We start from the raw sequence: 18,975 nt of genomic DNA on the forward strand, positions 1-18,975 counted from the left end.
GAGCGCCCTACGGCGCTCCGCAGGGCGCGCGGACATCCCCCGCGCGCCCTGCGGTGACCGGCGGCCGGCCGCCGCCCGCCGCCCCCTCGTCCCGCCGCCGTCCGCCCGCCACCGGGCTGTCACGCTTTCGACGCGTTGCCGGCGTACAGAGCGGGTTTGCGGAAGGCGTCGCCGACCCGCTCCGGACGCGGTTCCGGCGCTCCGGCCCGACGCCATATCAGATGATCGCCCACAGGGCCACAGCCTGGCCATTTCCCCTCCCCCTCGCGGGCCCGGGCCCTACGCTGTCGTCGCACGCGACCCGCGGTTACCCCGGTCGGCACCAACCGACGGTTTGACCGTTTCTTCCCGCAACGACGCGTCCGCGAGGAAAGTTGATGAGCGATATAACGACCGTGGCGAGTCTGTTCGGCTCGGGGCTGGCCGTGGCCCTCACGCCGGTGGCGGTACGCCAGGCTCGTCTGATCCGCGGGCTGCGGACACAACTGTCCGAAGCCCGCTCCGGCAGCCGGGCGCGGGACGCCGAGCTGGCCCGGCTGGCCGGGGTGAGCCTGCCGGCGACCGTCCAGGCCGTCAGCGACCGGCAGCCGGTGCCGGACCTCCCGCCGGTCTCCGCGGAACTGGCCGGGACGCCGTTCGCCCGCCACCTCGGCGACCTCCACGAGCAGGTCGTACGCGCCCTGACCGACGCCGAGGGCCGCACCGCGCAGATGACCCAGGCGACGCTGCTGTCGGTGGCCCGCACCCTCCAGGCTCTTGCCAACAAGCAGCAGATGGCCGTCACCGACATGCTCCGCAAGCACGACTCGCCCGAGGTGCTGGGCGATCTGCAGGTGGTCGACCACGCCACCGCCCAGATCCTGCGCCGCGCCCAGGCGATCACCGTGGTGTGCGGCTCGTACCCGGGCCGGCAGCACGACGCCACCCCGCTCAGCGACGTGGTGCGGGGCGCGGTCAGCCGCATCCTGGACTTCCGGCGCGTCAGGATCTTCCACGACGAGGGGGACCGCGCCGTCGTGGGGCGGGCCGTGGAGGGTCTGGTGCTCGCGCTCGCCGAACTGCTGGAGAACGCCACCCGCTACTCGCACCCGGACACCCAGGTGCTGGTGCAGTTCGAACGCGCGCACAACGGGCTGTCCGTCATCGTGGACGACAAGGGTGTGGGCCTCCAGCAGGGCGAGCGGGAGCGGGCCCAGCGCCTGCTGTCGGGACAGGGGGCCGTCAGTGTCACCCGGCTCGGCGACCCCCCGAAGTTCGGTTTCGCCGTGATCGGCATGCTGAGCAGCCGGTACGGGTTCGAGGTGTCGGTGACCAAGTCCCCCTACAGCGGTGTGCGGGCCGTGGCGTTCCTGCCCAGCTCGCTGCTCACCGACCCGTCCCCGGGCCGGCCGGTGGCCTCGCTCGGCTCGTCCGGCTCCCTGCCCGGGGACGCCGGCGCCTCCTCCGCGGCCGGAACGGCAGCCGTTCCGTCCGCCGGAACGGCGACCGGCGCGACGGCGGAGGCCGCGGCCGGGGCGACGACCGCGGGCGGGCTGCCCAAACGCCGGCGGCGCACCGCCGACGCGCCACCACACGCCGTCCCCGCGCCCCGGTCCGCCGAGCCGCCGGCGGCCGGCCGCTCGGCGCGGGACTCCGCCGCCGCCCTGGGCGGTTTCGCCCGTGCCGCACGGGCCGCCCAGCGCACCACGCCGACGTCCGGAGGATCCGAGCCGGACGGGTCTGAAGGGAACACCGAGACATGATCTTCGACAACGAGAAGCTGGCCTGGATGCTGGGGCAGATCATGGACCAGCCCGAGGTCCGCGACGCCCTGCTGGTCTCCGGGGACGGCCTGGTCCGGGCCTGCACCCCGGGCCTGGACCGGGACACCGCCGAGCAGACCGCCGCCGCGCTGGCCGGTGTCCAGGCCACCTCCAGCGCCAGCGCCCGGCTGTGCCGCTCCGAACCGGACTCCTGGGAGCAGAGCCTGACGCAGTTCCGTGACGGATACGTCATCACCATCCGTGCGGGCGACGGGAGTTTCCTGGCCGTGGGCACCTCCGGCGCGGCGGACGTGGAGGCCGTCGGCTTCCGGATGCACCAGCTGGTGGCCCAGCTCGGCGGGCAGATGGCCAGCGAGCCCCGCCACGACTCGGGCGGCCCGACATGACCCCTCGCCGCGTACGCACGGACCTGGTCCGGCAGTACGTCATCACCGGCGGCCGCAACCGGCCCAGCCGCAACACCCACGCCCTGGAACTGATCACCCTGGTCACCGCGACCGGGGACCGGCCGGTGGCCGAACTGGAGCCCGAGCAGCAGAGGATGGTCCGGCTCTGCCGGGGCGGCTATCTGTCGGTGGCCGAGGTCGCCGGCCACGTACGGCTGCCCGTGTCCGTCACCACCATCCTGCTGGCGGATCTGATCGACAGCGGCCACATGGTCGCGCGCAAGCCCCCGCCGGTGGCCCGGCCCACCGACCTCGACGTCCTGGAGAAGGTCCTGGATGGCCTCAACAACATTCTCTGACGGCGGTGTCTACGTCCGCGACACCGTCCAGACCGCCGCCAAGCTCCTGGTCGTCGGACCGTTCGGCGTCGGCAAGACCACACTGATCGGCGCGGTCAGCGAGATCGAGCCGCTGCGTACCGAGGAGGTCATGACGCAGGCCGGTGCGCTGGTGGACGATCTGAAGGGCGTGGAGGACAAGAGGACCACCACCGTCGCGATGGACTTCGGCCGCCTCACCCTCTCCCCCGAGCTGGTGCTGTACCTGTTCGGCGCGCCCGGCCAGCAGCGCTTCATGCGGGTGGCCCCGGTGTGGCGTCAGCTGGCCCTCGGCGCCTACGGGGCCCTGGTGCTGGCCGACACCCGGCGCCTGGACGCCTCCTTCGACGCGATGGAGACGGTGGAGCGGCACGGCCTGCCGTACGCGGTCGCCCTCAACTCCTTCCCCGACTCACCGCGCTTCCCCGAGGAGGAGCTCCGCGAGGCCCTCGACCTGGGGCCCGAGACCCCCTTGGTCGACTGCGACGCGCGGGACCGCGCCTCCGCCGCACGGGCGCTGATCGCCCTGGTCAAGCACGTCCGCACCCACTACCAGGAGCACGTTTCGTGACGACCCCGCCTTCCGGCCCCAACACGGCTCCCCCGCCGGGCTGCCCCGCCCACCGGCCCCCGGGCGCGCCCGTCGCCGGTCTGCCTCGGCTGTACGGCCCCGCCTTCGCCGCCGACCCGGAGACCACCTACGCCGGGCTTCGCGCGCAGGGCCCGGCGAGCTGGGTGGAGCTGGCCCCCGGCGTCCCCGCGATCGTGGTCACCGACTACGGCGCGGCGCTGGAGGTGCTGCGCAGTTCGCAGTTCAGCAAGGACGCGCGCCGCTGGACGGCCCTGAACCAGGGGCTGATCCCGATGGACAACCAGGTCGTCCCCATGATGGGCTTCCGGCCCAGCCTGCTGTTCGCCGACGGCGACCGGCACCTGCGACTGCGCAGGACCGTCGACGACGCGCTGGCCCGCGTCGACTCCTACCGCGTGCGCGCCTTCGTGCAGCGCAGCGCGACCGCGCTCATCGGCGAGTTCGGCCCCGCCGGCTCGGCGGACCTGGTCTCCCAGTACGCCGAGCGGCTTCCGGCGCTGGTGTTCACCCAGCTGTTCGGCTGCGACGACGCGCTGGCGGACCGGATGGCCCGGGCCTGCGCGCGGATGATCGACGCCGAGCCCGCCACGGCCCAGCAGGGCAGCGAGGAACTGGCCCGCTGCCTGGGCGAGCTCGTCGCCGCCAAGCGCCGCTCCCCCGGCGCCGATGTGACCTCCTGGCTGCTGCACCACCCGCTGAAGCTGTCGGACGAGGAGATGATCCACCAGCTGGTGGTCCTCATCGGCGCGGGCACCGTGCCGCAGTCGGCCTGGATCTCCAGCTCCATCATGCTGCTGCTGACCGACGACCGGTTCGCCGGCGACCTCTCCGGCGGCAGCCTCACCGTCTCCGACGCGCTCAACGAGGTGCTGTGGGAGCAGTCGCCGATGGCGAACTTCTGCTTCCACTACGCCACGAACGAGTACGACCTGCGCGACGACTCCGGCGCCGGGCTGCTGATCCCCCCGGGCGTCCCGGTGCTCATCAGCCACGCGGCGGCCAACACCCAGGAGCCGCGCGACGGCGGCGGTGACCGCCGGTCCGCCAACCACGCCCATCTGGCGTTCGGCGCGGGGCCGCACGTGTGCCCCGCGCAGGGCGTCTCGGAGATCATCACCGACGTGGCCATCGAGACGCTGCTGGACGTGCTGCCCGATGTGGCGCTGGCCGTCCCGGCCTCCGAACTGACCTGGCGGCCGGGACCCTTCCACCGTAGCCTGTCGGCGCTGCCGGTGACCTTCCCGGCACTCTCCGCGTCCGGCTCCACGCCCGTGCACACCCCCGCACCGTCCGACACGACATCCGGAGGCCAGCCATGGAATCACCAGACATCCCCGTCCTCGACCCCACGGGACGCGACCTCCACGGCGAGGCGGCCCGCCTCCGCGCCCGGGGGCCGGCGACGCGGGTGGAGCTTCCTGGTGGGGTGGTCGCGTGGTCGGTGACCGGACACGAGTACGTCAAGCGCCTGGCGGGCGACCGGCGCGTCTCCCGTGATCCGCGGCAGCACTGGCCGGAGCTGGAGCGAATACCCCAGGACTGGGCGCTGAACGTGTGGGTGCGGGTGGTCAGCGCCTTCACCAGCTACGGCGCCGAGCACCGCCGGCTGCGCAACATGATCGCCCCCTCCTTCACCCCCCGCCGAACCGAGGCTCTGCGTCCCCGCGTCCAGGAGATCGTCGACGGGCTGATCACCTCCCTGGAGACCGCCGATCCGGGCGAACCGGTCGACCTGCGCGCGGAGTTCGCCTACATCATCCCCAACGAGGTGATCTGCGAGCTGTTCGGCGTCCCCGCCGACATGCGCGCCTGGACCCGCCGGGTCATGGACGCCGTCCTGAACACCGACGCCTCCCCCCAGGAGGCGCGGGCGGCCTACGCCGAGATGTGGGCCTGCATGCGCGCGCTCGCGGACGTCAAGCGCGTCCGGCCGGGCGACGACATGACCACCGAGCTGATCGCCGCCCGCGACGGCGACTTCGCGTTCGACGAGGACCAGTTGATCAGCACCCTCGTCCTGATGATCGGCGCGGGCAGCGAGACGGCCGTCAACCTGATCGCCAAGGCCGTCCACGCCCTGATCACCCGTCCCGACCAGCTCGCCCTGGTTCGGGAGGGGAAGGCGAGCTGGGACGACGTGATCGAGGAGACGCTGCGCGTCGAGGGGCCGATCATGCACATGCCCCTGCGCTACGCGGTGGAGGACATCGACCTCGACGGCGTGCGGATCCGCAGGGGCGAGCCCATCATCCTGGCCTTCGGCGCCGCGGGCCGCGACCCCGCCCTCCACGGCGAGGACGCCGACGCCTTCGACCTCACCCGCACCGAGCGGGAGCACCTGGCGTTCGGCTACGGCGTCCACTTCTGCCTGGGCGCGCCCCTGGCCCGTATGGAGGCGGCCATCGCGCTCCCGGCCCTCTTCGAGCGCTTCCCGGACATCCGGCCGGCCTCCGGGGTGGAGGGGCCCGTGCCCCAGGCGTCGTTCATCGCCAACGGCCACCGGTCCCTGCCGGTCCATCTCAAGCCCGTCGCCTGAAACCGCCGGAACCTTTCCGCGCCGGCCGGCGTCAGCGGTTGAAGCCGCCGTCGGAGGTGATGACCTGGCCGGTGACCCAGGCCGCCTCGTCGGTGGCGAGCCAGGCGACCAGCCTGGCCGGGTCGTCCGGCCTCCCCCAGCGCCCGCCGGGGAAGAGGGAGGCGATGAACGCATGGGTCTCGCCGGTGGCGTAACCGGTGTCCACCGGGCCGGGGTCGACCGTGTTGACGGTGACGCCCCGGCGGGCCAGGGCGGTCGCCAGGCTCCGGGTGACGGAGGCCAGCGCCCCCTTGGCCAGCGCGTAGGCCATCTCGCCCGGCATGCCGCCGCCCTGGTCCTGGCCGGAGGTGGTCATCACCACCCGGCCGCCGCCCTGCCCCTCGCCGCGGCGGCGCGCGTACGCCTGGACCAGCAGCACCGTGGAGCGGGTGTTCACCGCCCAGTGGGCGTCCAGCATGTCCGCGTCGATCTCGTCGAGCGTTCCGTCCCGGCCGCTGAGGGCGTGGTTGGCGACCAGGATGTCCAGCCGTCCGCCGAGGGCCCCGGCCGCGGTGGCGACGAGTTCCGCCGGAGCGCCGGGGGCGGTGAGGTCGGCAGGGCTGTGGGTGACGGCCGCGCCGTCGGCGGCGAGCGCGCGCAGGTCCGCGGCGAGCGCCTCGGGGCCGCCCGGGTCCGCTCCCCAGGGCTGTCCGGCGTCGTGGGGGACGTGGTGGTGGAGGTGGACGCTCGCGCCGTACGCCACCAGCCGGCGGGCGATCGCGTAGCCGATCCCGGCCCGGCGGGAGGCGCCGGTGACCAGGGCGGTGCGGCCGAGCAGGGGCAGGGGGTCGCGGTAGGGCGCTTCGCGGGTCATGACCGTCATCCTCGCGGCGCGCCGCGGTGGCCGTCACCCGGTTTTCGGCACCCGGTGGCGTACGGCGGAACCGGTCCGGGTCTTGACCACCTCCAGCTGCGCCGGGATGCGCCGGCGCAGATCGGCGACGTGGCTGACGATGCCGACGCTGCGGTCGCGTTCGCGCAGGGAGTCCAGGACGTCCAGCACCTCGTCGAGGGTCTGGTCGTCCAGGCTGCCGAACCCCTCGTCGATGAAGAGCGTGTCCAGGCGCAGTCCGCCCGCCTCCTCGCAGACGACGTCGGCCAGGCCGAGGGCGAGGGCGAGGGAGGCGAAGAAAGACTCGCCGCCGGAGAGGGTGGCGGTGTCGCGCTCGCTGCCCGTCCAGGCGTCGATCACGTGCAGACCGAGCCCGGAACGACCGCGGCCGGAGGCGCGCGCGTCGGAGTGGACGAGGGTGTAGCGGCCCGCGGACATGTGCGCCAGGCGGGCGCTGGCCGCGGCGGCGACCTGCTCCAGACGGGCGGCCAGCACATAGGACTCCAGGCGCATCCTGTGCTCGTTCTCCGCCGACGTACCGGCGGTGAGGGCCGCCAGCCGGGCGACACGGTCGTACTCCTCGCGCAGCGGGGCGAGTTCCCGGGCGTCGGCCAGGGCGCGGGCGGAGAGCCGGTCGAGCTGCTCGCAGCGGGTGCGGGCCTCGGCGTGGGCGGCGGAGGCGGCGTTCAGCCGCGCCACGGCCGACGCCAGCGCGGCCTCGGCCCCTGCCGGGCCGGCCGGCGCGGAACCGGCCGGTTCCGCGTCGGCCGGTTCGAAGCCGGCGAGTTCGGGGGCGGCCAGTTCGGCCGCGACGGTCGCCTCCTCGGCCTGACGGTCGTCCATGCGGCGTTGCAGCAGACGCTGCTCGTCGCCGGGGAGCCGGGCGTCGGCGGCGGCCTGCGGTGTGTCGAACCCGGCCCGCCAGACGGCGTCCGCGAGCCGGGCGTCGGCCTCCTTCAGCCGCAGCGCGGCGGCCTCGGCGACGGACGCGGCCTCGGCGGCACCGGCCAGCCGCCGTGCCAGGCGCTCCAGTTCGGCCGCCCGGTGGGCGACGGAGGGGGCCTCGCCCCGGGCGCGGGCCACCTGCTCCTCCAGTTCCGCCCGTTCGCCCAGCAGCGCCTCGCGCCGGGAGAGGCGGGAGGCCACCCGTCGTTCGGCCTCCCGCCGGGCGGCGAGGCGGGCGTCGTGCTCGCGGACGGCGCGCTCCAGGGCGGCCCGGGCGTCCTGCGCGGCGGCCGCCGCCCGGCGGGCGGCGCCGTGGTCCTCCTCCAGCGCGGCGATCCGCTCGGCGAGTTCGGCGACGGGCGTCTCGCCCGCCTCCTCGGCCGCCGCGGCCAGCTGGTCGCGTATGGAGTCCAGCCGCTGTTCGGCCCGCCGCCTCAGGTCCTCCGCCCGCTGGTAGTCGGCCAGAGCGCTCTCCTCGGCGCGCCGGTCGACGTGCCCGGTCCCGGGGCGGGCCGGGTCGGGGTGCTCGCGGGAGCCGCACACCGTGCACGGCGCGCCCTCCTCCAGCCCGGCGGCGAGTTCGGCCGCGATGCCGCGCAACCGCCGCTCCTTGACCTCCAGCCAGTGCTCCTTGGCGGCCAGGGCCCGGTCAAGGGCGGCCGACAGCCCCTCGCCGGCCGCGGTCCGCTCGGCGGCCAGGATGTCGCGTCGGCGCGCGGCGTCCAGGGTGCGACGCAGGCCGTCCAGCCGCCGGGCGAGCTGCTCGGCGCGGGGTGCGGCCTCCGCGGCGGCGTCCACGCTCCGCTGGTGGGCGGCGCGGGTGGCCTCCCAGCCCGCCAGCCAGTCCTCCACCTCGCGCAGCAGTTCCTCGTCCGAGCCCGACTCCCTCTCCAGCAGGGCGAGTTCGGCGCTGAGGCGGGCGACGCGCTCCTCGGCGCGCCGGGCGGCCTCCAGTGCGCCCAGCTCCCGGCGGGCGGCGCGTTCCAGGTCCACGAGGCGCTCGGCGGGGGCCTGGGCCGCCCCGCCGGGCAGTTCGGCGCGGGCCCGCTCCTCGGCGTACGCGGCGTCGCGGCCCTCCCGCTCGGCCTCCTCGCGCAGGGCGAGGGCGGGGGCGACGGTGTCGGCGGCGCGGGCCCGCTCCAGCCGGGCGCGGTCGGCCCGGTGCTCCTCGTCCCGCGCGGCCAGCTCCCGGGCGCGCCGCCGGGCCTGTGCGTACCGCCTGCGGCGCCGCTCCAGCTCGCGCTCCTCCTCCAGCCGCCGCCGGGCGTCCGTGTGGGCCCGCTCGGCCAGGCGCAGGGCCGAGGCCGCGGCGTCCAGCCGTTCGCGGGCCAGGGCACGGGCGGGCGCGGCCCAGCCGAGTACGGCGTCGGCCAGGCCGAGGTCGCCGGGCGAGAGACCGGCGAAGGGATCGCCCTCCGGCCCGGCGCCCGGCTCACCGGTGCCCCCGGCCGCCTGCCACATGCGGTGGGCCAGGGCGAGCAGCCGCTCGTCGCCGTCGCGCACCCGGCGCTGCGCGGCGGTGCGCAGTTCGGCCAGGTGCTGCTCGACGGCGGCGAAGCGGCGGGTGTCGAAGAGGCGGCCCAGCAGTCTCGCGCGCTCCTCCGCGCCGGCCCGCAGGAAGCGCGCGAAGTCGCCCTGCGGCAGCAGCACCACCTGGCAGAACTGCTCGCGGCTCATGCCCAGCAACTGGGCCAGCTCCTCGCCGATCTCCTGGTGGGAGCGGCTGAGCGCCTTCCAGGTGCCGGTCGCGGCGTCGTACTCGCGCAGCCAGGACTGGGCCTTGTCGGTGGTCATGCCGGTGCCGCGCTTCTTGGGGCGCCGCTGCTCGGGCTGCCGGGTGACCTCGAGCCGCCGTCCGCCGACGGTCAGGTCCAGGACCACCTCGGTACGGGTGCCGGGGTCGGCGTGGTCGCTGCGCAGCCTGGCGGGGCCGGAGGCCTGGCGGGCGCCGGGCACTCCGCCGTACAGGGCGTAGCAGACGGCGTCCAGCACGGAGGTCTTGCCCGCGCCGGTGGGCCCGTGCAGCAGGAACAGCCCGGCGGAGGACAGCTCGTCGAAGTCCACCTCCTGGGTGCCGCCGAAGGGCCCGAAGGCGGTGACGGCGAGCCGGTGCAGCCTCATCGGGGCGCCTCCGTACGGGCCGCCTCGGCGCGTACGGCGTCCAGAGCGGCACCCAGCAGGGCCCGTTCGTCCCCGTCGGGGCCCGCTCCGCCGCGTACGTGGGCGACGAAGTCCTCGGCTATCTCCTGGTCGGTGCGGTCGCGCAGCCGCCGCCCGTAGGAGGCGAAGGGGTCCCCCTCCGCGCGCTCGGGCTCGAACACGAGGGTGAGGACGTGGGGGAAGCGGGCGGCGAGCCGGGCCATCGGCTCGCGCGGGCGGACGGGGTCGGTGAGGGTGGCCTCGACCCAGGCCTGTTCGTGGCGCTCCAGGGCGGGGTCGGCCAGCAGTTCCTCCAGTGTCCCGCGGACGCGGGCCAGCGGGCGCGGCACGGGGCAGTCGATCCGCTCGGCCGCCACCTGCCCGGCCGGCCCGAGGTCGACCAGCCACATCGACTTGCGGTGGTGGGTCTCGGAGAAGGAGTAGGCCAGCGGCGATCCGGAGTAGCGGATCCGCTCGGCCGGCGTCTGGCAGCCGTGGAGATGGCCCAGCGCCGCGTAGTCCACCCCCTCGAAGACACCGGCCGGGACGGAGGCGACGCCGCCGACGGTGATGTCCCGCTCGCTGTCGGACGGCCGGCCCCCGGTGACGAAGGCGTGGGCGAGGACGACCGAGCGGGTCCCGGCGGGACGGGCGGCCAGGTCGGCGCGCACCCGGTCCATGGCGGCGCCCAGCACCGCCGCGTGCCCGGCCCGCTCCACCCCGAAGTGGTCCTTGACCAGGGCCGGCTCGAGATAGGGCAGGCCGTAGAACGCCACCTCGCCGTAGGCGTCGGGCAGGAGGACGGGGGTGGCGCAGCCGGCGGGGTCGGTACGCAGATGGACGCCCGCCCGCTCGATGAGCCCGGCGGCCACCCCCAGCCGGCGGGCCGAGTCGTGGTTGCCGGAGATCATGACCGTCGGCACGCCGAGGTCCGCCAGGCGGTGCAGGGTGTCGTCGAAGAGTTCGACGGCGGCCAGCGGGGGCACCGCCCGGTCGTAGACGTCCCCGGCGACGAGTACGGCGTCGACGCGCTCGGTGCGCGCCACCTCCACCAGGTGGTCGACGAAGGCCTCCTGGGCGGACAGGAGGCTCACCCGGTGGAAGCTCCGGCCCAGGTGCCAGTCGGAGGTGTGCAGCAGTCTCAAGATCCGGCTCCGCCCCGCAACGTCTGTCCTTCTGCTCAGCCCCCGTCGGCCGCCCTCCGGATTCTCGCATGATCCGTTCGGCGGGATGCCGCATACGGTCGGACCGGGCGGATCGGGGCGCCCGGCGCCCGGGCGGCCGGCGGGGGGCCGCCTGCCATGATGTGCTCCCCGGCGTTCCGTGCTCCGGGCGGGGGGAATCCGAGTGGGGGGAGAGAGAATGAGCCGGTTCCGTTACGCGGTGGGGGAGTTGGCGGCGGCGCAGAAGTCGGCCAAGGGGGTGTCGCTGTACTCGCGGTACGTCAACCGGCCGGCCGGCCGATTACTGGCCGCCGCGGCCTACGGGGTGCGGATGTCGCCCAACCAGGTCACGGCCGTCAGCGCGGCTTTCACGTTCACGGGGGTGGCGCTGATCGCCCTGCTGCCGCCCTCGCACACCCTGGCGCTGGGGGTGTTCGCCGCCCTGGTGACCGGCTTCGCGCTGGACTCGGCCGACGGGCAGCTCGCCCGGCTGACGCGGCGGGGCAGCGCTGCCGGGGAGTGGCTGGACCACGTGGTGGACTGCGCGAAGATGCTGGCGCTCCACATGGCGGTGCTGGTCTCCTTCCACCGCCACTTCGGCTTCTCCGACCCGGTGTACCTGCTCATCCCCCTGGCCTTCCAGTTCGCCGCCGTGACGGTCTTCTTCGGGGGTGTCCTCACCGAGCAGCTGAAGCGGAACGCCAAGGCCGCGGGAGGCACGGGGGGCAGCGCGGCCGCGGCGCCGCCGGCCGCGCCCTCCACGCTCCGCTCGGTGGCCCTGCTGCCCGTGGACTACGGGCTGCTGTGCGCGGTCTTCCTCTTCCTGGGCAGCCGCGAGCTGTTCCTGGTGCTGTACTGCGCGCTGCTCGCCGCCCACCTGCTGTTCCTGCCGGCGTTCCTGGCGAAGTGGTACCGGGAGCTGTCCGTCCCCGCCCGCTGACCGGCCGCTCGCCCTTTCGCCGCCCCGGCGCGCGGGGCCGGGACGGCGAAAGGGCCGCGTTGAGGAAGGCGGTGGGCCGCGCGGCCGGCTCAGGCAGACTCGGCCAGCCCGTCGAGCGCCCGCCGCAGCAGGGTGCTGGAGGTGTGGACGGTGTAGGGGAAGTACACGACCTCGACCCCGACGCCGGCGAAGTCGCGCTCCAGCTTCTCCCCCTTCTCGGTGCCCCGCCAGTCATCGCCCTTGAAGATGACGTCGAAGCGCACCTGCCGCCAGGTCTCCAGCTTGTCGGGCACCGTCTCCACGAACGCCGCGTCCACGAAGCGGATGCTGCGTACGATCTCCAGCCGCTCGGTGAGCGGAACGACCGGTGACCTGCCCTTGGCCTGCCGGGCCATCTCGTCGGACACCACTCCGGCCACCAGGTAGTCGCAGCGGCTCCTGGCGTGCCGCAGGATGTTCAGGTGCCCGACGTGGAATAAGTCGTACACCCCGGGCGCGTAGCCCACTCGGTACGTCATCCGCGCCTCCTCGGCGTGCGGTCGGGTCAGCTGCCGGCTGTCACGTACACGGGGCCGTTGCGTCCCGAGAGGTTGGTGCCGTCGGTGACCTCCAGCGAGTAGCGGTGCGTCGCGCCGGGCTCCACGGTGTCGGTGTAGCCCATCATGGGCCGGTCCCAGTAGCGGGAGTCCTGCTCGATGGAGGTCAGGAAGACACCGTCCCGGTAGAGCCGGTAGGTCAGGACGCCGTCGTCCCGGTCCCAGGACGCCTTCCAGCTGAGTTCGATCTTCCCTCTGGCGCCGGTGGCGCCGCTCATCAGCGGCACCTGGGGCGCCCCGGTGTCGGGTTCGGCCGCGAAGCGGGTCAGCCCCTGCTGCGGTTTCTCGTTGACGGTGGTGAACTCCCCGCCCGTCCACAGGATTTCGTCGGCCATGACCATGGCGCGCGGGCCGATCTGCTCGCCGATGCCGTCGTTGGTGTCGGGGAACCACGGCAGGATCGTCTTGTCGGAGATCGACTGGGCCAGCAGGTGCTGCCGGTTGCGGTGCTCGGGGAAACCGCCGGGTGTGTCACCGCAGTTGTGCGCGTGCGAGCCGCTGTAGAGCACTCCCCGGTGGGGCACCACGGCCTGGGTGGCGCCCAGGCAGGTGTCCTTCCACAGCATCGCCCCGTCCGCGAGCCGTCCGGCCGCGCGGCCGTCGAAGACCCCGCCGCCGGTGCCCTCGGCGCCCAGATAGAAGTTGGTGCCGTCGTTGACCAGCGACTTCACCGCCGACTTGCGCGGGATCCAGCCGGTGAAGTGGTTGACGATCCGCCCGGTGGTCGCGTCCAGGCCGACCAGTCCGTGCACGCTGTTCAGGAGGCTGCCGTTGATGGAGGTGAACCGGCCGCCGATGATGACCTTGTTCAGGTGCGGGGCGACGGTGATGGCGTTGATGCCGGGGATGGGGTCGTTGGAGATCGACGATCCCCGGACGGTGACGTTGAAGGGCAGCAGGGTGCCGTCGGGGGCCAGGGCCGCGACGCGCTCGCGCGTCTGCCCCTGGACGGTGGTGAACTGCCCGCCGATGTAGACGGCGTCGTCGGTGACGTCGATGGCCCGGACGGTCGAGGAGACAACCGGTTTCCAGTCGGAGCCGATGGTGCAGTCCTCGGTGTTCAGGCTGGCGGTGTTGGACCGCCCCTCTCCCCCGGCGCTGCCGAAGGAGCCGCCGATGTAGAGCAGCGAGCCGTCCGGTGACGCCTTCAGGGCCCGTACCGTCTCCACTCCTCCGGTGAACTCCGGTGCGCACGGCAGGGGCTCGCCGGTCACCGCGTCGAAGGCGGCGAAGTTCTTCCGCCGCAGTTCACCGGTGCCGGCGGACGCACCCGGTGGGCGGATGTGTTCGAAGGTGCCCCCCGCGTAGACGACGCCCCTGGCGTATGCCAGGGCCCACACGATGCCGTCGGTCTGCCAGGTGCTCAGCGGATCGGCGGTCAGGGTGGTCTCGCCCGCGGCCTGGGCCGGCCCGGCCCCTAAGGCCGTGGACGACAGGCCGAGCACGGCGGCGGCGAGCAGGAGTCTGACGGGTCTTCTTCTGCGCATGGATTCCCCCCTGGAAACGCATGAGCGCGGACGGGACGGGCCGGGGCGGGGAGGGCTCCGCGCCGGTCGGCGCGCGCGGTGGCCACCCCTTGTTCAGCTTGCTCGGTGCGACTTCCCCTCGCTGCCCTTGCGCAGCGCCCGGAAGAACTCCCCCACCCCCAGCGGCACACGATAGCGCCACACGGCCGCGCAGAACCCGCAGACGGCGAAAGCGCCGCCCAGCAGCGCACCCCACGCGGTGTCCCCCCACAGCACGCGGGCGGCGAACGCCGGCGGCGCGGCGGCGGCCACGGCCACGAACGCGGCGTGGAGGTAACCGCGGTCGACGGTGCGGAAGCCCAGCCGCCGCACCAGCAGTGCCGAGGCGGTGTTGTCCACCACGATCGCCAGCCCCCATGCCAGGGCCGCCCCCGTCACCCCGTACCGCGGCGCGAGCCAGACCCCGGCGCCGAGTTGGACGGCGAAGCCGGCGCCCGCCGTCGCCAGGTTCCAGGTGCTGCGGCCGGCCATCAGGACGACGGTCTGCGCGTTGCCGACGCCGACGTTGACCGCGCAGGCCGCCGACAGCACCACCAGCGCGGCCGCGCCTTGGCCGAAACCGGGCCCGAACAGGGAGAGCACGGTGGTGGGGAAGGCCGCGAGCATCGCGAACAGGGGCCAGGAGAACAGCACGATCCACCGGGTCGACAGCCGGTGCAGATGCTCCGCCTCCCCTTTCAGGCCGCCCGCCAGCAGTCTGCTGATCTGCGCGGCCACGGCGAGGCGGACCGCGAGCTGGAGCAGGGTGCCGGCGGTCACCAGGCGGCCGACGGCCGTGTAGATCCCGGCCTCGGCGCCGGTGCCCAGCGCCGACAGCAGGACCACCCCGATCCAGACGGCGGCGATGTCGAAGACCGAGGACAGGGCGCGGGGGCCGGCGAAGGACCAGAACTCGCCGGGGCCGACGAGCCGCCCCTCCCCCGGTCCGCCCGGTCCGCCCGGCACGCCTGCCCCGACGCGCCGCGCCGCCCGGGAGCGGCGCAGCGAGGCCCAGGCCGCCACCGCTCCCAGCAGGGCGGGGGCCAGCCAGGCCGCGGACAGCGCGAGCACGCCCGGCGCGAGCAGGACCAGGGGCAGGGCGAGCGCCACCCGCAGCACGGGTTTGCCGATCTGCTCCACGCCCACGAAGGGAACCACCGAGCCGTACCCGCGGGTGGCCCCCAGCAGGACCAGCGAGACGGTCGCCACCGGCAGGAAGATCGCGAACAGCCGCATCACCGTCAGGGCCTGCCCGGCGGGGAGGCCGGGCAGCAGCCAGGCCGCCGGGGCGGGGGAGAGGAACAGCAGCGCCGCACACGCCGTGCTCGCCGCCAGGGCGGGCGGCACGGCGGTGCGCAGCAGCGCGGGTACGCCGGCCCCTCCGGTGAGTTCCAGGTCGCGGGAGACGAAGCGCACCAGCGCGGTGTCGGCGCCCAGCTTGCAGGCGTTGCTCACGATGGTGAACGCGGCGACGCCCGCGAAGACCGCGCCGGCCCCGTCCGCGCCGAGCCCGCGGGTGACGACGGCGACCAGGAGGAAGCCGAACAGCGCGTTGGCGGCGGAGCCCACGAAGCCGAACCATCCGCCGCGCACGGTCGCGGCGACCCCCGGGCGCGCGCCCCGGCCGCCGCGCCGCTGCCCCGCGCGCCGTGCGCGGCGGGCCGTGCGCCGGTCACGGGCGCGAGGCGGTGCCGTCGCCGGTGCGGCGGTACCGGCCGTACGAGCCGTAGGCGGTGTCCTGGTGGGTGCCGGGCGGCTTCGGTTCGAACCGCTTGAGCGCCACGGTGTCCTCGCCCGTACCGCCGGTGCCGGAGCCCGGGCCGCCTCCGGCGGCCCCGCCGGAGCCGGGACCGCTGCCGCCCGGCACGCCCTTCCCGGCGGACGCGGTGGGTTCGGCGGGGACGGCGGAAGAGTGGCCGCGACGGCGCCTCCGGCCGCTCCCGTACAGCACCGCGCCCAGGACGTGTCCGCCGACGGAGGTGACCAGGTCCCGCACCCGGTCCAGGTCGTCCCTGAGGGTGGTGTCCGGATCGCAGACCACCAGCACCCCGCGCGCCAGTCCGGCGACGGCCGTGCCGTCCGCGTGGGACAGCAGCGGTGCGGTGACGGCCACGACGTACTCGCCCCGCTCGGCGGCTCCGGTCAGCAGTCCCGTGAAGCCCGGTGAGTTGAGCGCCCGCGCGGCGTCGGGCACCCGGCACCCGGGGACGAGTTCGAGGTACCCGGCGGTACCGGTGTCCACGGTGGTCCGCGCGCCGTCCGGCCAGCGGCCCGGCACGGGCTCGCGGGCGGCGCCTCGCACCGGGAGCTCCCCCGCCAGGCGCGGCGTACGCGGGTCGGCCTCGACCAGCAGCACGTCGCGGCCGGTCTCGGCCAGGGCCGCGGCGAGGTTGACCGCGGCGGGCAGGGTCCCGGGGTGTTCCCGGGCGGACACGACCAGCAGGCCGCCGGGCTCCGCCAGGCGCGGGTGGCGCAGCGCGCGCAGGGCGATCGTGCGGAACTCCTCGGCCCGCTCCCCGCCGCGGGACGGGCCGACCTCCAGGATCCCCGCGCCGTCGCGCCGCCGCGGCAGGGCGCCGAGCACGGGCGCGCGCAGGGCGGCGCGCACCTCGCCGGCCGAGCGCGCCCTCGGGTCCAGCAGGGAGCGGATCCAGGCGGCGAGCAGTCCGCCGGCCAGGCCGGCGACCGACCCGACCGGTACGAGCACCCCGGTCCCGGGGCCGGAGGGCGCCTCGGGCACCTCGCCCCGGCGCACCACGTCGCCGGGCGAGGTGTCCAGTGTCTTCAGTCCGGTGACACGTCCCTGGAGGTCGGCTATGCGGGCGGTGAGGTTCGCGCGTTCGGACTCGGCGGTCTGCCGGGCCGACTCGGTGGACGCTCCGGCGATCTTCTCGTCCAGCTCCTCGCGCTGCTCCACCAGGGGTTCGAGCTCCTCGTTGAGCTCGGCGACGGTGTTGTCGATGCGCCGGACGACGGCGGCCTCGCGGTGGTCCAGATAGGCGCGTACGAAGGCGTTGACGCGTTCGGCCGCCTCCTGCGGCGAGTCGGCCGTGTACTCGAACTCCAGGATCTGCGTGTCGGGAGGGTTGCTCACCCGCAGACCGCGCTGGAGCTGCGCCGGGTCGGCTCCCCCGCCCAGTTCCCCGGCGGCGCGTCCGGCCACCGCGGCACTCCGTGCGATCTGCCGCTCGGTGCCCATGCTGATCTGCTTGTCGGCCGAGACCCCGCCCGCCTCGAACGGCGCGGTGCTGATGGCCTGTACGACGACCTCGCCGGTGGCGGTGTAGTCCGCGCCGCCCGCGGTGGACACGGCCCCGCCGCAGGCGGCGCCCAGCAGCAGGCCGGAGGCGATGAGGGCGCGGTGGCGGAAGAGCCGGCGCAGCTGGTCGCGGAGCTGGTCGGGCTCCCGCGAGGACGGGTCGTAGGCGCTCACGTGCGTGCTTCTCCTGTGGAGGTGGTCGAGACGGCGGTGCGGGGCGCGGCGCTCGCGGGTGCGGGGCCGGTGTCCGGCCCCGCACCCGCGGGCGGCCCGGGACGCGGTTCGGGGCGCCGCTCGGGCTCCGTCCGGCCCGGTCTTCCGGTGATCAGCACGGGCACCAGGAGCAGCAGGGTGAGCGGTCCCATCACGAACAGCAGACTGCCGCGCAGCAGGATGATCTGGTAGAAGCCGAACGCTGTCACGGTCAGGGCCGCGAGCGTACCGCCGTGTTCCCGCAGCCGGTGCCGTACTCCGTCGATCCGCCGTCCCGCGGCCCCGAACAGGGCGAAGACCGCGACCACTCCGGGGAAACCGGCCCACATGTAGCTCTCGATCCACAGCGGCGCGGAGAGGTTCTCGAAGGAGTAGCCGGCGTGCCGGGCCAGGGCGACGCCCGCGTCGTCGGGCTTGCCGGGCCAGACGGCGCGCGGCACGAAGAACAGCGGCGGCCCGAGTGCGTCCCGGATGTCGTGCCCGTTCTCCCGTACGTGGTCGACGCCGGTGGCGATCTGCTGGAAGGCGTCGTAGTCGCCGTTGGAGGTGAACTGCTCGGCGAGCGAGAGGACCTCGACCGGTTCGCGCTCGTCGTGGCGGAAGTAGTCGCTGTAGGGGAACACCAGGAGCACCGCGGCGGTGACGGCCGCCGCCCCCGCCCGGAAGGCGCGCGGCCGGCGCAGCGCGGGAGCGGCGAAGACGAGCGTCAGCAGCACCGTCCCGGCCCAGAAGCGCGGCTGGCTGACGGGGTTGTTCACCACGGCGTTCACCGCGACCAGCACGGGCAGCAGGATCCACCGCACTCCGCGCAGGGTGCGGTCGCCGCCGGGCGCGCGCGGCACGTACAGCAGCGCGAGAAGCGCCCAGAAGGCCGGGACCGACAGGCTCCAGGCGGCCAGGGCCTGGTTCGCGGCCCCGCCCGGATCCCCCTGCGCGGCGGCCTCGTTGACGGCCTGGCGGCTCTGGAAGAACGCCGCCGGGCCGCCCTGGGCGGGTACCAGCACGGCCGCCAGCGTCAGGGCCGCTCCGCACAGCAGCAGGGTGCGCGCGGGGGTGATCCGGCGGGTGAGCAGCGGTTCGAGCACGGGGCGGGTGCGGGGCGTCCGCCGTCCCGCCAGCGCCGATCCGGCGCTGTAGGCGAGCAGTCCGGTCTCCGTCAGGACCGCCGAGGCGAAGGCGGTGCCGGCGTCGACGGCGAAGCCCCACGGGTAGGAGTCGGTCGCCAGCATGGCCAGCGGCGCCAGGCCCAGCCAGACGTAGCAGAAGAGCCAGAAGCCGAAGCCGACCACCCGTATCAGGGGATCGGTCAGCACCCGTGCCAGCGCCCCTCCGGTGTGGGCCACCACCACGCACTGCACCGCGAACGCGGCGCCGGTGCGCACGTCCTGCCCGTACAGCACCAGCGCGGGCAGCAGCAGGACGAGCAGGACGGTGCACAGGCACAGCGCGGGGACGCTGCGCGGCTCGGCCCGCTCCGCCGCCGGGGACGGTTCCCTCACGGGCATGACCCGCTCTCCTCCTCCCCTTCCGCGCCGGCCCCGGTCCGGGGCGGTACGGGCGGGGTCGTGTGCTCGGCCGGGCCCGTGAAGCGCTCGGCCGGGCTCGGTTTGCTCAGGTTTCCCGTGTTTCCCGGCTTTTGCCGCGAACCGGGGGTGGATGAGGCCGTATGCCCCTACGATGACCGCGTCTT

General features: G+C 74.8%; 15 protein-coding genes. 7 read left to right on the forward strand and 8 right to left on the reverse strand.

The features are described from left to right. Nucleotides 1–377 precede the first annotated feature (377 nt). From QPK52_RS01515 to QPK52_RS01540, 6 genes are read left to right on the forward strand one after another with little or no spacing between them, the layout of a single operon-like run. Nucleotides 378–1,742, forward strand: coding sequence for an ATP-binding protein (locus QPK52_RS01515; protein ID WP_410535043.1), 1,365 nt, complete (start codon nucleotides 378–380; stop codon nucleotides 1,740–1,742). Continuing rightward, nucleotides 1,739–2,149, forward strand: coding sequence for a roadblock/LC7 domain-containing protein (locus QPK52_RS01520; RefSeq protein ID WP_410535045.1), 411 nt, complete (start codon nucleotides 1,739–1,741; stop codon nucleotides 2,147–2,149). The genes QPK52_RS01515 and QPK52_RS01520 overlap by 4 nt, the downstream gene beginning before the upstream one ends. After that, nucleotides 2,146–2,508, forward strand: a complete 363-nt coding sequence (locus QPK52_RS01525) for a DUF742 domain-containing protein (RefSeq protein WP_410535046.1) — start codon at nucleotides 2,146–2,148, stop codon at nucleotides 2,506–2,508. The genes QPK52_RS01520 and QPK52_RS01525 overlap by 4 nt, the downstream gene beginning before the upstream one ends. Then, on the forward strand, nucleotides 2,486–3,097 hold the full coding sequence (locus QPK52_RS01530; RefSeq protein ID WP_093658381.1) for a GTP-binding protein: 612 nt from the start codon (nucleotides 2,486–2,488) through the stop codon (nucleotides 3,095–3,097). The genes QPK52_RS01525 and QPK52_RS01530 overlap by 23 nt, the downstream gene beginning before the upstream one ends. Then, the gene (locus QPK52_RS01535) at nucleotides 3,094–4,563 is read left to right on the forward strand and encodes a cytochrome P450 (RefSeq protein WP_410535047.1); all 1,470 of its coding nucleotides are present in this window, start codon (nucleotides 3,094–3,096) and stop codon (nucleotides 4,561–4,563) included. Before QPK52_RS01530 ends, QPK52_RS01535 begins: the two co-directional genes overlap by 4 nt. Continuing rightward, nucleotides 4,560–5,654 (forward strand): cytochrome P450 family protein, encoded by a 1,095-nt coding sequence (locus QPK52_RS01540; RefSeq protein WP_410535049.1) that lies wholly within the window; start codon nucleotides 4,560–4,562, stop codon nucleotides 5,652–5,654. Before QPK52_RS01535 ends, QPK52_RS01540 begins: the two co-directional genes overlap by 4 nt. A 31-nt stretch (nucleotides 5,655–5,685) precedes the next feature. Here QPK52_RS01540 and QPK52_RS01545 read toward each other — a convergent pair whose 3' ends face one another. From QPK52_RS01545 to QPK52_RS01555, 3 genes are read right to left on the reverse strand one after another with little or no spacing between them, the layout of a single operon-like run. Then, nucleotides 5,686–6,507, reverse strand: coding sequence for an SDR family oxidoreductase (locus tag QPK52_RS01545; protein WP_410535050.1), 822 nt, complete (start codon nucleotides 6,505–6,507; stop codon nucleotides 5,686–5,688). A gap of 33 nt (nucleotides 6,508–6,540) precedes the next feature. Beyond that, nucleotides 6,541–9,591, reverse strand: coding sequence for an AAA family ATPase (locus QPK52_RS01550; protein WP_410535051.1), 3,051 nt, complete (start codon nucleotides 9,589–9,591; stop codon nucleotides 6,541–6,543). After that, the gene (locus tag QPK52_RS01555; protein ID WP_410535052.1) at nucleotides 9,588–10,754 is read right to left on the reverse strand and encodes an exonuclease SbcCD subunit D; all 1,167 of its coding nucleotides are present in this window, start codon (nucleotides 10,752–10,754) and stop codon (nucleotides 9,588–9,590) included. The genes QPK52_RS01550 and QPK52_RS01555 overlap by 4 nt, the downstream gene beginning before the upstream one ends. A 217-nt stretch (nucleotides 10,755–10,971) precedes the next feature. On the opposite strand from QPK52_RS01555, the gene QPK52_RS01560 reads away from it, so the two are divergent. Further along, nucleotides 10,972–11,712: a CDP-alcohol phosphatidyltransferase family protein gene (locus tag QPK52_RS01560; RefSeq protein ID WP_410535053.1), complete on the forward strand. Its 741-nt coding sequence runs from the start codon at nucleotides 10,972–10,974 to the stop codon at nucleotides 11,710–11,712. 89 nt (nucleotides 11,713–11,801) lie between these two features. Here the strand turns inward: QPK52_RS01560 and QPK52_RS01565 are convergent, their stop codons facing one another. The 5 genes from QPK52_RS01565 to QPK52_RS01585 all read right to left on the reverse strand — a co-directional run bounded on the left by QPK52_RS01565 (nucleotide 11,802) and on the right by QPK52_RS01585 (nucleotide 18,790). Further along, nucleotides 11,802–12,230, reverse strand: a complete 429-nt coding sequence (locus tag QPK52_RS01565) for an adenylyltransferase/cytidyltransferase family protein (RefSeq protein ID WP_410535054.1) — start codon at nucleotides 12,228–12,230, stop codon at nucleotides 11,802–11,804. 26 nt (nucleotides 12,231–12,256) lie between these two features. Further along, nucleotides 12,257–13,795: a fibronectin type III domain-containing protein gene (locus QPK52_RS01570; RefSeq protein ID WP_410535055.1), complete on the reverse strand. Its 1,539-nt coding sequence runs from the start codon at nucleotides 13,793–13,795 to the stop codon at nucleotides 12,257–12,259. A gap of 93 nt (nucleotides 13,796–13,888) precedes the next feature. Continuing rightward, entirely contained in the window at nucleotides 13,889–15,406 is a 1,518-nt protein-coding gene (locus tag QPK52_RS01575) for a lipopolysaccharide biosynthesis protein (protein ID WP_410535056.1), read from the reverse strand. Between the two features lie 79 nt (nucleotides 15,407–15,485). After that, complete coding sequence (locus QPK52_RS01580) at nucleotides 15,486–17,246, reverse strand: lipopolysaccharide biosynthesis protein (protein ID WP_410535058.1); 1,761 nt, start codon at nucleotides 17,244–17,246, stop codon at nucleotides 15,486–15,488. Continuing rightward, nucleotides 17,243–18,790, reverse strand: coding sequence for a hypothetical protein (locus tag QPK52_RS01585; protein ID WP_410535060.1), 1,548 nt, complete (start codon nucleotides 18,788–18,790; stop codon nucleotides 17,243–17,245). Before QPK52_RS01585 ends, QPK52_RS01580 begins: the two co-directional genes overlap by 4 nt. Between the last annotated feature and the right edge of the window lie 185 nt (nucleotides 18,791–18,975).

Origin of the sequence: Streptomyces sp. KL2 (genome assembly GCF_046529545.1) — a bacterium.
Lineage (GTDB): Bacteria > Actinomycetota > Actinomycetes > Streptomycetales > Streptomycetaceae > Streptomyces > Streptomyces radiopugnans.